Genomic DNA, 13,903 nt, shown 5'->3' with positions numbered 1-13,903 from the left:
TACGGCCGCACGACCGGGCCGGGCCACTTCGAAGGGATCATTGTGAAGCTGAGCGATTTGCTGGCCGGGCAGGAGCACCACGTACTCCAGGGTGACCCGAGCAGCACACTGATCACCGCGGGGACGACCTTCGACGTGGACCGGGTGATGCCGGGTTGCCTGTTCATCGCCGTGCCCGGGCACCGGGAGGGCGGGCCCGGCTCCGTGGCACCCGCGCTCGCCCGCGGAGCGGCCGCCGTTCTGGTCGACGGCACGGAACCGGCGCCGTCGGCGTCGGTGTGGCCGCCGGGCGCGTGTGCCGTGCGGGTGCCGGACATCCGGAGGGCGGCCGCGATCGTGACCTCCCGCTACTTCGGCGAACCGGGGCGGCAGATGGACGTGGTGGCGATCACCGGCACCAACGGCAAGACCTCGGTCTCGTACATGGTCGAGTCCGCCCTGCGGATCTCCGAGGGCGCGAAGGTGGGAGTCATCGGGACGGCCGGCAGCCGTATCGGCGACGAGCTGATCCCGATGCCACGATCGGTGTTGACCACCCCGGAGTCGCCGGACCTGCAGTATCTCCTCGGGTGTATGCGCGACCGTGGGACCGCCAGTGTGGTGCTGGAGGCCACGTCGATGGGCCTGCTGACGCACCGGGTGGACCGTACGTTCATCGACGTCGGGGTGTTCACCAACCTGACGCAGGACCACCTCGACGACCACGGAACGATGGCGAACTACCGGGACGCCAAGCTCCGCCTCTTCCAGGGGCTGTGCCGGCGCGCGGTGGTCAATGCCGACGATCCAGTGGGCGCCGGGATCGTGGCGATGATGCCTGGTGCGGTGACCACGTACGCCCTCGATGTTCCGGCGGACTACCGGGCGACCGACCTGGCCGTCAGCGCGTCCGGCACGCGGTTCACCCTCCACCACGGCGGGCGCACGTATCCGGCGTCGATCCCGGTTCCGGGCCGGTTCTCGGTGGCCAACGCGCTCGCCACCCTGGCTGCCTGCCACGTCCTGGGACACGAGCTGGGCGCGCTCGTCGCCGCACTCGACCGGATGCCGCCCGTACCGGGCCGGTTCGAGCGCTTCGAAACCCCGGGCGGGACCTCCGTGATCGTGGACTACGCCCATTCCCCGGATTCCCTGGACAAGGTCCTGACCACCATCCGCGGCTACGCGCGCGGCCGGGTGATCACCGTCTTCGGCTGCGGCGGAGACCGGGACACGACGAAGCGGGCCGACATGGGGCGGATCTCCGGGGCCCACTCCGACCTGTGTGTCCTCACCTCGGACAACCCGCGCAACGAGGACCCGCAAGCGATCCTGGACCAGATCGTCCCCGGCCTCGCCGCGACCGGCACCCCGTTCGAGCGGATCGCCGACCGTTACGAGGCCATCTCGTTCGCCCTGTCCGCGGCGGGCCCTGAGGACACCGTCCTGATCGCCGGCAAGGGCAGCGAGCCGCACCAGATCGTCGGCGAGGAGCTGCTGCCCTTCAGCGACATGGCCACCGTGCGTGAACTCACCTTGGAACAGACGGCCACCCGCTCCCGCGTCCCTCGGCCTGCCGCGTGATCCGTTCACAGCGGCGGGACCCCTCCCGCAGAGAGGGGAGACGCGACACCTAGCCCTGCGGCAGGAAGCGGAGAGCCCATTCGGCGCGGTTGGCCACCGTCAGGTCGTCGTCCTCGGTCAAGGGCTGCAGCAGCGCGCGGGAGCGGGTCGGGTCGGACTGGACCAGTTCGACGATCTCGGTCGCCAGGGCGTCCTGGTCGTCACCGAGGTCGACGGACGAGGCCCGCAGGAGCGCCGGGAGGGCGTCCGGGCCGCCGATCGCGGCGAGGACGCCGCCGAGCAGCTCGCGGGCGTAGGCGTTCCGCTCGACGAGGGCGCGGTCCAGTTCGGACTGGAGTCGCGGCAGGAGCGCGGCGTCGCCCGAGGCGGCGATCTCGTCCGCCAGGTCGATCGTCTCGTCGACGTCGGCGTCGAGGTCGTCCAGCATCTCGGTGAGCCGGGTCAGCAGGTCGGTCATGGTGCCTCCAGGAATGCGCCGTCCGTCAGGACGGGGACGGTCTCCGAGGTGTCGGCCTCGGCGGCCACCGCCACATCCTGCGGATAGCCGTACTCGTACAGTTCACGCCCCGAATCGCAGCGGTGCAGCTCCGCCACGGGGTCCTCCGTCGCCTCCCACAGCGTGGCCGCCGCCCGTGCCTCGGGCGTCAGGTCGTACGGGCCCAGGGCGCGCAGCGCCGACAGCACGGCGCCGGCGCCCAGCAGGTCCTCCAGGGCGGGGCGCAGGGAGCCGTCCGGCCACCGTTCGCCCGAGGCGATGACAGCGAGAGGGAGAGACTCGGAGCCGTATCCCCGGTCCGCGAGCCAACGGGCGACGGCCGTGCGGTTGCGCAGCGAGGCCGCGACGACCGGCAGCCCGCCCGGCTGCGCCGCGATCGTGGAGCCGTTCGGGGAGGGCAGGACCAGGCGGTCGGTCGGCGGGGCGGTCCGCAGGGCCGCCGGGGAGAGCGACCACGGCGCTTCGGGAGACACCTCGCTGCGGCCGACGGCCAGCGCGGCGTCCAGCTTCGCCGCGTACCCGACGGCCGTCTCGTCCCTCCACCGGTACGGGTACACCGCCGCGCCGGACTCCACGGCGACGCCGACCGCCGTCGTGAAGGAGAGGACGTCGACGACGACCAGGCACGCGGCGTCCCGGGCGAGGACGGCCGCCTCCGTCGGGCCCCAGCCGAACGTGACACCCATCAGAGCTCGGTCACCTTGCCGTCCGCGACCTCGATGCGACGCGTCGTGCGCACCGCGTCGAGCATCCGCCGGTCGTGGGTGACCAGGATCAGCGTGCCGGTGTACGAGTCGAGGGCGGACTCCAGCTGCTCGATGGCCGGCAGGTCCAGGTGGTTGGTCGGCTCGTCGAGCACCAGCAGGTTCACCCCACGGCCCTGGAGCAGGGCCAGCGCGGCGCGGGTGCGCTCGCCCGGGGAGAGCGTGGTGGCCGGGCGCAGGACGTGCTCGGCCTTGAGACCGAACTTCGCGAGCAGCGTCCGTACCTCGGCGGGCTCGGTCTCGGGAACAGCCGCGCAGAACGCGTCGAGCAGCGACTCGGAGCCGTGGAAGAGCTTCCGCGCCTGGTCGACCTCGCCGACGACGACACCCGAGCCGAGGACCGCGTTCCCCGCGTCGAGCGGAAGCCGCCCGAGGAGCGCGGCGAGCAGCGTCGACTTGCCGGCGCCGTTCGCACCGGTGATGGCGACGCGGTCGGCCCAGTCGATCTGGAGGGTGGCCGGCCCGAAGCGGAAGTCGCCGCGACGGACCTCGGCCTCGCGCAGGGTCGCCACGACCGACCCGGAGCGCGGGGCGGCGGCGATCTCCATCCGCAGCTCCCACTCCTTGCGGGGCTCCTCGACGACATCGAGTCGTTCGATCATCCGCTGCGTCTGCCGGGCCTTCGCGGCCTGCTTCTCGCTGGCCTCGCTGCGGGCGTTGCGGCCGAGCTTGTCGCCGTCGGTGGCCTTGCGGCGGGCGTTCTTGACGCCCTTGTCCATCCAGGACCGCTGCATGTGGCCGCGCGCTTCGAGGGCGGCCCTCCTGCCCGCGTACTCCTCGAAGTCCTCGCGGGCGTGCCGCCGGGCGGTGTCCCGCTCCTCCAGATACGCCTCGTAGCCACCGCCGTAGAGCGTGATCTGCTGCTGGGCGAGGTCGAGTTCGAGGACCTTGGTCACCGTGCGGGTGAGGAACTCGCGGTCGTGGCTGATGACGACCGTGCCGGCGCGCAGCCCCTGCACGAAGGCTTCGAGCCGCTCGAGACCGTCGAGGTCGAGGTCGTTGGTCGGCTCGTCGAGCAGGAAGACGTCGTAGCGGGAGAGCAGGAGGGAGGCGAGGCCCGCGCGGGCGGCCTGGCCGCCGGAGAGGGAGGTCATCGGCTGGTCGAGGCCGACCGTCAGGCCGAGCGAGTCGGCGACTTCCTCGGCGCGCTCGTCCAGATCGGCGCCGCCGAGGTCGAGCCAGCGCTCCAGACTGACGGCGTACGCGTCGTCCGCGCCGGGTGTCCCGTCGACCAGGCCCTGGGTGGCCTCGTCCATGGCGACCTGCGCCGCGGCCACGCCCGTGCGGCGGGCCAGGAACTCCCGTACCGTCTCCCCCTCGCGCCGCTCCGGCTCCTGCGGGAGGTGGCCGACGGTGGCGGTGGGCGGGGAGAGCTTCAGCTCACCGTCCTCGGGGGTGTCGAGCCCGGCGAGAAGCCGCAGCAGTGTCGACTTGCCGGCGCCGTTGACGCCGACGAGGCCGATGACGTCGCCGGGGGCGACGACGAGGTCGAGGCCGGCGAAGAGGGAGCGTTCGCCGTGGCCGGCGGCGAGGTCCTTGGCGACGAGGGTTGCAGTCATCAGGAGATGAATCCTAGGTCAGGCCCGCCGATGGGTCCGTATGCGACCGGTGCCCGGCCGGTCAGCGGACGACCGGGACCACCAGCTCGCTGCCGGTGGTGCGTGCCACCACGAAGGACTGCCCCTTGACCGCCTTGGCGTCGAGCGGGATCCGGTGGGTGCCGGGCTCGAGCACGTCGTCGAGGAGCAGCTTCTCGTGGGTGCGGTAGAGGCGGTCGAGGCGGTAGGCGACCAGCTGGACGCCGACCGCCGAGCTGACCTCGACGGTGGCCTCGGCTGCCGTGGCGGCCAGCGCGGTGACGCGTCGCCGCTCCGGCGGGGTGGGGTCGAGGGCGGTGACGATCTGCGCGACGAGGACGGGAACGACCGGGGCGAGCCCGTCGACGTACGCCACGTCGGCTCCGGCGCGGCCGAAGGAGGCGCGGACCCGGGCCCGTACCTCGTCGGTGACGGCTCGGCCGAAGGCGACGGCGCCGTAGCCGCGCAGCTCGTCGTCGGTGACCCCGTCGGTGTCCTGGACGATGTCGGCGCCGATGCCGATGGTGCGCAGGGCGGCGGCGAGCTTGCCGAGGACGGCGGCGCGGGCGCCGATGAGCAGCACTCGGCGGTGGGTGGGCGTCGCCGTGGCGTCCTCGTCGTCCCGCAGCAGTCGCTCCAACTCGGAGCGGTACCGATCGCCGCGGAAGCGGTACGGGCCGATCCCCTGGTAGCCGTTGAAGTCGAGGTCGGCGGTGTCGTCCGTCTGCCAGGCGAAGTCGCGCCACACGATGTCCTCGCCGTCGCGCTCGATGACGGCGGTGACCGCCCCGCAGCCGAGGTCGTCGCACTCGGGGCAGCCGTAGATCACGTGCCGACCGCCCTCCAGCGGCGCATCGGCCTCGAGGAGGAGCCCTCGGACGCTCTCGGTCAGGATCGCGGGAGGGATGTCGGCGGCGAGGGGCGAGACGGCGTCGAGGTCGGCGAGGCGGAAGAGCAGCGGCCGCCCGTCGACGACGAAGTCCAGGAAGTCCCGGTGCGTACGGTGGCTGCCGCTCGGGGAGACGGCTCCGGTGCGTATCGCGGGGGCGAGGGCGAAGGTCGCGTACTCGGCAGACATGTTCGGAAGTATTCCCCGGCGCCGGGCAATCCGTGCATGGTCCGTGCGGGCGTGACCTGTCGATGTGTGGTCCGTCCGCTCGTGGCCCGGGTACGTTCCGCTCATGAGCGAACAGGTGATCGTGGTCGGCGGCGGGGTCATCGGCCTGACGACGGCTCTGACTCTGGCGGAGCGCGGGCTTCGGGTGCGGGTGTGGTCGCGGGACGCGGTGACGGAGACGACCTCGGCGGTGGCGGGCGCGCTGTGGTGGCCGTACCGGATCGAGCCGGAGGCGGAGGCCGGCGCCTGGGCGCTCGACTCGCTGCGGGTGTACGAGAAGCTGGCGGACGATCCGGTCCGCACGGGGGTCCGGCTGGTGCCCGGGGTCCACGCGGACACGGTCCTCGGGGAGCTGGGCGAATGGGCGCGGGAGGTCTCCGGCTTGCGGCGGCTGGCGGCCGAGGAGGTGCCGGGGCCGTACGCGGTGGGGCTGGCGGCACGGCTGCCGCTGCTCGACATGCCGGTCCATCTGGAGTGGCTCCGTGCCCGGTTCGAGGCGGCGGGCGGTGTGGTGGAGCGACGGGCGGTGACCGGCTTCGCGGAGGCGGGCGAGCGGGCGCGCGTGGTGGTCGACTGCGCTGGGCTCGGGGCTCGGGAGCTCGTACCGGACGCCCGACTGCGGGCGGTGCGGGGGCAGTTGGTGCTGGTGGAGAATCCGGGGATCGAGGAGTGGTTCACGGCGGCCGACTCGGCGTCGAGCGAGACGGCATACTTCTTCCCGCAGCCCGGGCGGCTCATCCTGGGTGGGACCGCGCAGGAGGGTGACGAGCGGCTCACGCCGGATCCGGCGACGGCGGCGGCGATCGTGGCGCGGTGTGCGCGGGTACGGCCCGAGATCGCGGACGCCCGGGTGCTCGGGCACCGGGTGGGGTTGCGGCCCGCCCGGTCGGGCGGGGTACGGATCGCGGTGGAGCCGCTGCCGGGCGGCGGGCGTCTCGTCCACAACTACGGGCACGGGGGCGCGGGGGTGACGGTCGCCTGGGGCTGTGCCCGGAGGGCGGCGGATCTGGCCGCCGACTGACGGCCGGTCAGCCTCCGAAGAGCCGGGGCTCCGGCCCGATCGGAAGATCGAGCCGGAGCCGGGCCTGTGAAGGGTTACTTCCAGGGCTTGGGGTTGTTGTTCTCCGCGTCGATGCACGCCTGGGCCCTGCGGTCCAGGGCGTCGGCCTGGCCACGGGCCTTACGGGCCTCCGCCGTGGCGCCGAGGCGCTGGAGCTGCGCGGCCTTCGAACGAAGGTCGGCCGCCTGCTGACGCATCTTGGGGACGTTGCAGACGATCTTCTTGCCGGCCGCGTGCGCGGGCTCGGCCGTCACCGTCTGACCGAGCAGCAGGCCCCCGGCCAGCAGCGTCGTCGTGGTGAGTGCGGTCAGGGTACGGCGCAGCGGCGTCGCGTACTTCATGTGGTTCTCCAACTTCCGGGCCGTGGGGACCCGTTCAGGTACGGTCAATACCGGTCGGTAACCCTAGCCCACATGGATCAGGAGCCTTCACCCGGTGCACCCGTACCCGGCCCGATGCGCAGTTCGAAGTCGCCGTCGTACTTCTCGTGGCCCGCGATCACGGCGAGTTCGATGACCTCCTCGCCCACCTCGCCCCGGACGATGAGCGGGTCGTGGCGCAGGTCCCGCATGAGCGCCACGCACATGCCGATCATGACGATGACGAACGGCGCCGCCACCAGGATCGTCAGGTTCTGCAGCCCCGCGAGCGCGTCACCCTGGCCGTCACCGATGAGGAGCATGATGGCGGCGACGGCGCCGGTCACCACGCCCCAGAAGACGACCACGGGGCGGGTCGGTTCGAACGAGCCGCGCTGCGACAGCGTGCCCATGACGATCGAGGCGGCGTCCGCACCCGAGACGAAGAAGATGCCGACGAGGATCATCACGAGCAGGCTCATGACCCCGGTGATGGGGAACTCCTGGAGAAGGCCGAAGAGTTGACCCTCCGGGGTCGTCTCCTCCGCCAGCTCGCCGCGCTCGCTGAGCTTCATCGCGGTGCCGCCGAAGACGGCGAACCAGACGAGGCTCACGGTGCTCGGCACGAGGATGACTCCGCCGACGAACTGACGGATCGTCCGGCCCTTGCTGATGCGGGCGATGAACATGCCGACGAAGGGCGTCCAGGAGATCCACCACGCCCAGTAGAAGACCGTCCAGCTCCCCAGCCAGTCGTGGACGTTCTCCCCTCCGGTCACCTCGGTACGTCCGATCAGCTGCGGCAGGTCACCGATGTAGGCGGCGATCGAGGTGGGCAGCAGATCGAGCACGACGATGGTCGGGCCGGCCACGAAGACGAACAGGGCCAGCACCAGGGCGAGCACCATGTTGATGTTGGAGAGCCACTGGATGCCCTTCTCGACACCCGAGACGGCGGACAGCACGAACGCCACGGTCAGCACCGCGATGATGCCGACGAGCAGTCCGGTCCCGGTCCTCTCCATCCATCCCAACTCCTCGACTCCGCTACCGATCTGGAGCGCGCCGAGACCCAGTGAGGCGGCCGATCCGAAGAGGGTGGCGAAGATCGCCAGGATGTCGATGACCCGGCCGGGACCCCCGTTGGCCGCCTTCTTCCCGATCAGCGGCACGAAGACGGCACTGATGGTCTGCCGACGACGGCGCCGGAACGTGGAGTACGCGATGGCGAGCCCGACGACGGCGTAGATCGCCCAGGGGTGGAGCGTCCAGTGGAAGAGCGTGGTGGCCATCGCGACCTGCATCCGCTCGGCCGAGTCGGCGGGGCTCGTGCCGGGCGGCGGGGTTCCGTAGTGGGCGAGCGGCTCGCTCACCCCGTAGAACATCAGGCCGATGCCCATGCCCGCGCTGAACATCATCGCGATCCACGACACGGTCCGGAACTCCGGGGCCTCGGTCTCGTGGCCGAGGGTGATCCGCCCGTACCGGCTGATGGCGAGCCACAGCGCGAAGACGACGAAACCGGAGGCGGCGAGCATGAACGCCCAGCCCCAGTTGCGGATCAGACCGTCGAGCAGCTTGCTGGAGACGCTCTCCAGGCTGTCCGTGGCCGTCGCGCCCCAGACCACGAACGCGACGGTGAGGACGGCGGTGACGCCGAACACGATCCGATCGGTCCGGGCCTTGGGGTGGTGTCCCGGGGCACGCGGGAGGGCCGCCGTCACCGGCAGCCCCGCCCGGCCTCCACCCCGGCCTCCGCCGCCCCCGGGTTCGCCCGCTCTCTGATCTTCCTGCGACACAGGTGGCACCTTTCACGGCATTACGGGACAGACGGAACTCGCTCCGTAAGGCAGTACCACAGGTGACGCGTCACTTCCGGGATCAACTCAGCCCGTCAACAGACCTCCACCGGCCGTCCGGTGGTGAGCCGGTAGGTCGCGCGGCCGTCGAGCAGCAGCGGGACGAGCGCGCGCTGCGACTGCCGCAGGGGCACGAGGACCCCGTCGCCGTCGCGCCGGACGGTGATCCCGTGCAGGGCGAGCTCGTCACCGAACTCGGCGTGCTGCGCGCGGTCCAGGCGGTAGCCGCAGGGCGGGTCCTGGAGCGTCTCGGCGGGCTCCGCCGGATCGTTGTCGGCGCCCCCGAGCAGCACCGGACCCCGGTCGGCGAACCCGTAGAGCCGGGCCGCCGCCGTGGCCGCGCCGAGCCGCCCGCGCCGCTCGTCCACATAGGCGAAGGCCCCCTTCAACGCGGCGAGTTGGGTGTTCACACGGCGTCGCTGGTTGCGTGCGGTGTCGTCCTTCTCGGCGTCGGTCAGGGCCTCGACGCGGGTCTCCACGAGCAGGCCCACGGAGTGCTTGATGCCTGCCGTGTTGCGCAGGATCCGCTCCTGGCCGTCGCCCGCGACCTGCTTGATGGGCTTTCCGGTGAGGGGATCGGTCCAGATCCCGTAGATGCCGCTGCCGAAGCCGGCGGCCCCGGCCGACGGCCGGACATAGGACTCCGACAGGGTGTGGGCCTCGTCGTGCACGCGCGCGTCGGCGTTCGGATTGCGCGGCCAGAGCGCGAGCAGGTCCTTGTCGTAGTAGGGCGAGGTGCCGCCGTACTCGTGCAGGTCGTAGATCACCTCCGGGCGCCGGTCGCGGATCAGCGCGGCCATCGCCCGGCCCTCGGCGGTCTGCAGGGCGATGTGGTCGCGGTTGACGTCGACCCCGTCGGCGTTGCCCCGGGTGTCGGCCTCGCGCCCGTCCGGATTGGCGGAGGGAACGACAAGAACGGTGGTACGGGAGAGGAAGCGGCGGGTCTCCGGGTCCCGGGCGTACGCCAGGTCCCGCACGGTGGTGAGACAGGCCTCCCGGCCCGACGGCTCGTCACCGTGCTGGCTGCAGACCAGCAGCACGGTCGTGGAGGCGTGGGGCGCACCCACCGTGGCGAGCCGGAGCGGACGGCCCTGCTCGGTCGTGCCGATGGTGCGCACGGAGACCCGGTCGCTGCCCCGGTCGACGGCGGCGAGGAAGGCCGTCTCCTCCTGCTCACTGGTCCACCGGGCACCCCCGCTCCCCTCGAAGCCCGTTCTCGGGGGCGGTGCGGCGGACGCGGTGCCGGCGGCCTCCGCGGGGACGGCGACGAGCGGGAGGCCGAGGGCGGCGACGCCCGCCACGAGGGCGAGCGTGCGCCGGGAGCGGTGGTGCGGGGTGTGCGTCATCGGACCTCTCCGGGAACGGGGTGGTTCGAGCGCGGGTGTCCGACACCGTTCAGCGCGCGCCCGCTGGGCGCCAGGCGTGCGCCGTCCGTGCCGGCCGTCGCCCGGGTGAAGGCGTCCGCGCCGCCGACCAGGGGCAGTTTGGCAGATGTACGGGCGAGATCGAGGGTGATCGTCGGCGTGGTGGACGGAGGGTCGAGAAGGTCCTTGTCCGTGCCGCCGACGATCAGGGCGAGCCGGTGCCCGGCCGGGACGACATGGTCGGTGGCCGCCAGCTTCAGCGTCATCGTGTACGCCGTGCCGGGGGTCAGCGGCCTGCCCTTGCCGGGGTCCGCCCAGGTGCCCAGGTCCGCCCAGCCACGGCTGACGACGGTGAACTCCACGTCCGCCGTGCGCGCCTCGGTGTCCTTGAAGCAGGCGCTGTCGCCGCTTGTGCTCGCGCCCCAGCAGGACCGCTGGGTGAGCGTCGTGATGCCCTCGCCCGCCGCCGCGTAGTCCCGGATGGTGTCCGGGCCGAGGTCGACGAGCACGGCCGTCAGATGGGCGGTCGCGGAGGACGGTGTGGCGGTGACGGTCACCGTGGAGGAACCGGAGAGCCGCAGGTCGCGTGCGAGCGGCCGGGTGACGAAGCCGGCTTTGGCGGCGGTCGACTCGTCGATCCGCGCGGCCCAGTCGATCTCACCCAGGCCCGGATCGTCGGTGAAGGTCTCCGTGGCGCCGGGTGCGGCGGGGGTACGGCCGAGGGTTCCGACGCCGGGCGCGGCGCCCGTGCCGGGGCGCACGGTGGTGCGCTCGGTGGCGCGCGGCGGCCAGACCCGATCGGTGGTCCAGCGGTCCGGAGCGCGTTCGATGTCGGCCATCGGCTCCCGGTCGACGCCGTTCTCGTAACCGAGGAGGTAGTGGTCGAACCAGCGGTGCAGGGTACGGACCCAGTCGGCGCGCCGGAAGTCGAAGGGGTCGACGTGACCGGTCTGCGAGAGCCAGATCTTGCGCTCGACACCGCGGGCGGCGAGGGCGTCCCACCACTGGCCGAACTGGTTGGCTCGGACGTTGAGGTCCTGCTGTCCGTGCACGACGAAGACGCTGGCCTTCACCTTGCCGGCGTCCGGGACGTGGTTCCGCTCGCTCCAGGCGCGGGTCCAGTCGCCGCTGTACGGGGTGGCCGTGGTGATGCGCTCCTGGACCGCGCCGCAGCGGGCGTTCGCCTCGGGGCTGTTGACGTACTCGGAGAGCCAGCTCGGGTTGGCGTTGTAGAGCGGGGCGCCCTGGGAGTGGAAGTAGTCGTACCAGGAGGAGATCGCGCCGATCGGCACGATGGTCTCAAGACCCTCGACGCCGGTCGCGGCGACGCCGTTGGCGATGGTCCCGTCCCAGCTCTTGCCGATCATGCCGACCTTGCCTGTGGACCACGTGGTGGCCCGGGCGCGGTCGGAGCCGGTACGGGTGGTGTACCCCCGGGCCCGGCCGTTCAGCCAGTCGACGACGGCCTTGGCGGACTGGACGTCGGAGCGCCCGCCGACGTCGTCGCAGCCGTCGGAGCGGTTGGTGCCGGCCAGATCGACGGCGACGAAGGCGTACCCGCGGGGAACGAAGTAGTTGTCGTAGAAGAGCGGGAACTGGACGGGGTTCCCGGCCGCGTCGTACGTCTTCTTCTGGCCTTCGTTTCCGCGTCCGCAGCATGCGTAGTACGGGCTGGCGTCCATGATGACCGGGATCTTCCGGCCCGTGGCGGCGGGCTCGCGGGGCCGGACGATGTCCACCGCGACCCGGTCGCCGCGGCCGTCGCCGTCGCCGTCGAGTCCGGTGTCCACCCACACGGACTCGCGGATCGCGTCGGCGTAGGAATGGACGGGCTTCGACTCCCGCACGGGGGCCTGCGCCTGAGCCCCGGTCGGGGACACCAGCGCGGTCATCAGGGCGGCCGCGGCGGCCGCCACCAGGGTTCTGCACGACAGACGGGCTCTGCGGGTTCTCCGCACAGGTATCGGCATGGGGCGGAACGTACCCCGGTCAACTCCCTGGCAAAAGAGTGCAGTCGAGAGCAGAGCGCGTCAGCTGGGGCCGGAGCGTTCGTTTCGGCCGAATGGCGATCGTGTGGCGGATGGGGCCATGGACATGACGGGGCGTCGTGGCCCTGAATAGTGTCGATAAGGACCGAAGACCATTCGTGCTTCTTACAGACTTGGAGCTCTCGTGCACCGCAGACTTGTCGTTCCGAGCGCGCTCGCGGCCTCTCTCCTGCTGGCGATCCCGGCATCGGCCGCCGACTACGTTCCGGGCGCATCGGGCATCGGCGATCCCTACTACCCGGCCAGTGGCAACGGCGGTTACGACGTCTCCCACTACGACCTGAGGCTGACGTACCAGCCCGCTACCGACCTCCTGGAGGGCACGGCGACGATCCTCGCCACCACGAAGCAGAACCTCTCCCGCTTCAACCTGGACCTGGGGCTGAAGGTCAGCGAGGTGCGGGTGAACGGCAAGAAGGCGAAGTTCGCCACGACCGGCGAACAGGAGCTGGAGATCACCCCGGCGGCCCCGCTGGAGAAGAACCGTACGATCTCGGTCGTCGTGCGGTACGCGGGCAAGCCCTCCGAGGTGAAGATCGGCGGCTGGACGGCCTGGCACCGTACGCCCGACGGCGGGGTCGCCGCCCAGGAGCCGGACTCCGCCGCCTGGTGGTTCCCGTCCAACGACCACCCCCTGGACAAGGCGACCTTCGACGTCTCGGTGTCGGTGCCGGACGGCACGCAGGCCATCAGCAACGGCGTGCTGCAGTCGCAGTCCTCCCGGCTCGGCTGGACCCGCTACAACTGGCGCTCCAACAAGCCGCAGGCCACGTATCTGGCCACGCTCGCCGTCGGCAAGTTCGACATCACCACGGACAGGACGGCGAACGGGCTCCCGGTCCTCAACGCCTACAGCCGGGACCTCGGCGACAACGCGGGCGCCGCGCGGGCGTCGATCGAGCGGACGACCGAGGTCGCGGAGTGGCTGGAGGAGGTCTTCGGGCCGTACCCCTTCAACGCGCTCGGCGGCTACGTCCCCAACGTGACCAGCGGCTACGCCCTGGAGACGCAGACCCGGCCGTTCTACAGCCCCCGGCAGTTCGCCAACGGGGCGAACGTGTCCGTGGTCGTCCACGAACTGGCGCACCAGTGGTACGGCGACAGCGTCTCGGTCGACAAGTGGAAGGACATCTGGGTCAACGAGGGCTTCGCCCGCTACAGCCAGTGGCTGTGGTCGGAGAAGGAGGGCGAGGGCACGGCACAGGAACTGGCGGACCACGTCTACGCGACCCGCACCGCCGAGGACCCGTTCTGGACGGTGAAGCCGGGCGACCCGGGTCCGGACAACCAGTTCCACATCGCCGTGTACGACCGGGGCGCGCTGGCGCTCCAGGCGCTGCGCAACGAGATCGGCGACGAGGACTTCTTCGCCGTTCTGAAGGGCTGGCCGACGGAGTTCGCCTACGGCAACGCCAAGGTCGGGGACTTCGTGTCGTACGCGGAGCGGGTCTCGGGCAAGCCGCTGGCCTCGCTCTTCGACACCTGGCTGTACCAGCCGGTGAAGCCGGCGGCTTCGACGGCGGCCGGGGTCGGGGTCGGCGTCACGGGCGGTGTCTCGGCGCGCTCGGCCGCTGCCGGGACCACTTCTGCGGCGCCGGTGGCGAAGCCGGCGAAGTCCGTGCAGCCGAAGTCCTGGAAGAAGATCGCGGAGACGAACACGATCCACGAGCACGACGAGCACTGAGTTCGGCGGCGC

General features: G+C 71.7%; 11 protein-coding genes. 3 read left to right on the top strand and 8 right to left on the bottom strand.

Translation table 11 applies throughout. From position 1 onward, the window contains the following. The first annotated feature begins 42 nt into the window (after positions 1-42). Entirely contained in the window at positions 43-1,563 is a 1,521-nt protein-coding gene (locus ACZ561_RS13200) for a UDP-N-acetylmuramoyl-L-alanyl-D-glutamate--2,6-diaminopimelate ligase (protein WP_470993481.1), read from the top strand. A 49-nt stretch (positions 1,564-1,612) separates the two neighbouring features. Here ACZ561_RS13200 and ACZ561_RS13195 read toward each other — a convergent pair whose 3' ends face one another. The 4 genes from ACZ561_RS13195 to ACZ561_RS13180 form a co-directional block, all read right to left on the bottom strand. After that, positions 1,613-2,020, bottom strand: a complete 408-nt coding sequence (locus tag ACZ561_RS13195) for a hypothetical protein (protein ID WP_470993477.1) — start codon at positions 2,018-2,020, stop codon at positions 1,613-1,615. Then, complete coding sequence (locus ACZ561_RS13190; protein ID WP_470993474.1) at positions 2,017-2,745, bottom strand: 2-phosphosulfolactate phosphatase; 729 nt, start codon at positions 2,743-2,745, stop codon at positions 2,017-2,019. Before ACZ561_RS13190 ends, ACZ561_RS13195 begins: the two co-directional genes overlap by 4 nt. Then, positions 2,745-4,382, bottom strand: coding sequence for an ABC-F family ATP-binding cassette domain-containing protein (locus tag ACZ561_RS13185; RefSeq protein ID WP_470993471.1), 1,638 nt, complete (start codon positions 4,380-4,382; stop codon positions 2,745-2,747). The genes ACZ561_RS13190 and ACZ561_RS13185 overlap by 1 nt, the downstream gene beginning before the upstream one ends. Positions 4,383-4,443: 61 nt before the next feature. After that, positions 4,444-5,478 (bottom strand): oxidoreductase, encoded by a 1,035-nt coding sequence (locus ACZ561_RS13180; protein WP_470993468.1) that lies wholly within the window; start codon positions 5,476-5,478, stop codon positions 4,444-4,446. 103 nt (positions 5,479-5,581) lie between these two features. Here ACZ561_RS13180 and ACZ561_RS13175 point away from each other — a divergent pair, with 103 nt between their 5' ends. After that, the gene (locus ACZ561_RS13175) at positions 5,582-6,538 is read left to right on the top strand and encodes an NAD(P)/FAD-dependent oxidoreductase (RefSeq protein ID WP_470993465.1); all 957 of its coding nucleotides are present in this window, start codon (positions 5,582-5,584) and stop codon (positions 6,536-6,538) included. 74 nt (positions 6,539-6,612) lie between these two features. On the opposite strand, the gene ACZ561_RS13170 is transcribed toward ACZ561_RS13175, so the two are convergent. The 4 genes from ACZ561_RS13170 to ACZ561_RS13155 all read right to left on the bottom strand — a co-directional run bounded on the left by ACZ561_RS13170 (position 6,613) and on the right by ACZ561_RS13155 (position 12,129). Then, on the bottom strand, positions 6,613-6,918 hold the full coding sequence (locus ACZ561_RS13170; protein ID WP_470993463.1) for a hypothetical protein: 306 nt from the start codon (positions 6,916-6,918) through the stop codon (positions 6,613-6,615). Between the two features lie 77 nt (positions 6,919-6,995). Beyond that, complete coding sequence (locus ACZ561_RS13165) at positions 6,996-8,735, bottom strand: BCCT family transporter (RefSeq protein ID WP_470993460.1); 1,740 nt, start codon at positions 8,733-8,735, stop codon at positions 6,996-6,998. Between the two features lie 95 nt (positions 8,736-8,830). Further along, complete coding sequence (locus ACZ561_RS13160) at positions 8,831-10,141, bottom strand: M14 family metallopeptidase (RefSeq protein WP_470993457.1); 1,311 nt, start codon at positions 10,139-10,141, stop codon at positions 8,831-8,833. Continuing rightward, positions 10,138-12,129, bottom strand: coding sequence for a Xaa-Pro dipeptidyl-peptidase (locus ACZ561_RS13155; protein WP_470993454.1), 1,992 nt, complete (start codon positions 12,127-12,129; stop codon positions 10,138-10,140). Before ACZ561_RS13155 ends, ACZ561_RS13160 begins: the two co-directional genes overlap by 4 nt. A 202-nt stretch (positions 12,130-12,331) precedes the next feature. Between ACZ561_RS13155 and ACZ561_RS13150 the strand changes: the two genes are divergently transcribed. Further along, a complete protein-coding gene (locus ACZ561_RS13150) occupies positions 12,332-13,891 on the top strand; it encodes a M1 family metallopeptidase (RefSeq protein ID WP_470993451.1) in 1,560 nt (519 codons plus the stop codon). Positions 13,892-13,903 lie beyond the last annotated feature (12 nt).

It is taken from the genome of Streptomyces sp. NPDC039609 (assembly GCF_055596705.1).
The sequence above is the reverse complement of the archived record's forward strand: the minus strand, read 5'-3'. Positions and strand labels throughout refer to the sequence as shown.

Excerpts from the sequence above, each read along its gene's own strand:
- ACZ561_RS13195 (WP_470993477.1), bottom strand. The coding sequence starts at position 2,020 with ATGACCGACCTGCTGACCCGGCTCACCGAGATGCTGGACGACCTCGAC.
- ACZ561_RS13190 (WP_470993474.1), bottom strand. The coding sequence starts at position 2,745 with ATGGGTGTCACGTTCGGCTGGGGCCCGACGGAGGCGGCCGTCCTCGCC.
- ACZ561_RS13185 (WP_470993471.1), bottom strand. The coding sequence starts at position 4,382 with ATGACTGCAACCCTCGTCGCCAAGGACCTCGCCGCCGGCCACGGCGAA.
- ACZ561_RS13180 (WP_470993468.1), bottom strand. The coding sequence starts at position 5,478 with ATGTCTGCCGAGTACGCGACCTTCGCCCTCGCCCCCGCGATACGCACC.
- ACZ561_RS13175 (WP_470993465.1), top strand. The coding sequence starts at position 5,582 with ATGAGCGAACAGGTGATCGTGGTCGGCGGCGGGGTCATCGGCCTGACG.
- ACZ561_RS13170 (WP_470993463.1), bottom strand. The coding sequence starts at position 6,918 with ATGAAGTACGCGACGCCGCTGCGCCGTACCCTGACCGCACTCACCACG.
- ACZ561_RS13160 (WP_470993457.1), bottom strand. The coding sequence starts at position 10,141 with ATGACGCACACCCCGCACCACCGCTCCCGGCGCACGCTCGCCCTCGTG.
- ACZ561_RS13155 (WP_470993454.1), bottom strand. The coding sequence starts at position 12,129 with ATGCCGATACCTGTGCGGAGAACCCGCAGAGCCCGTCTGTCGTGCAGA.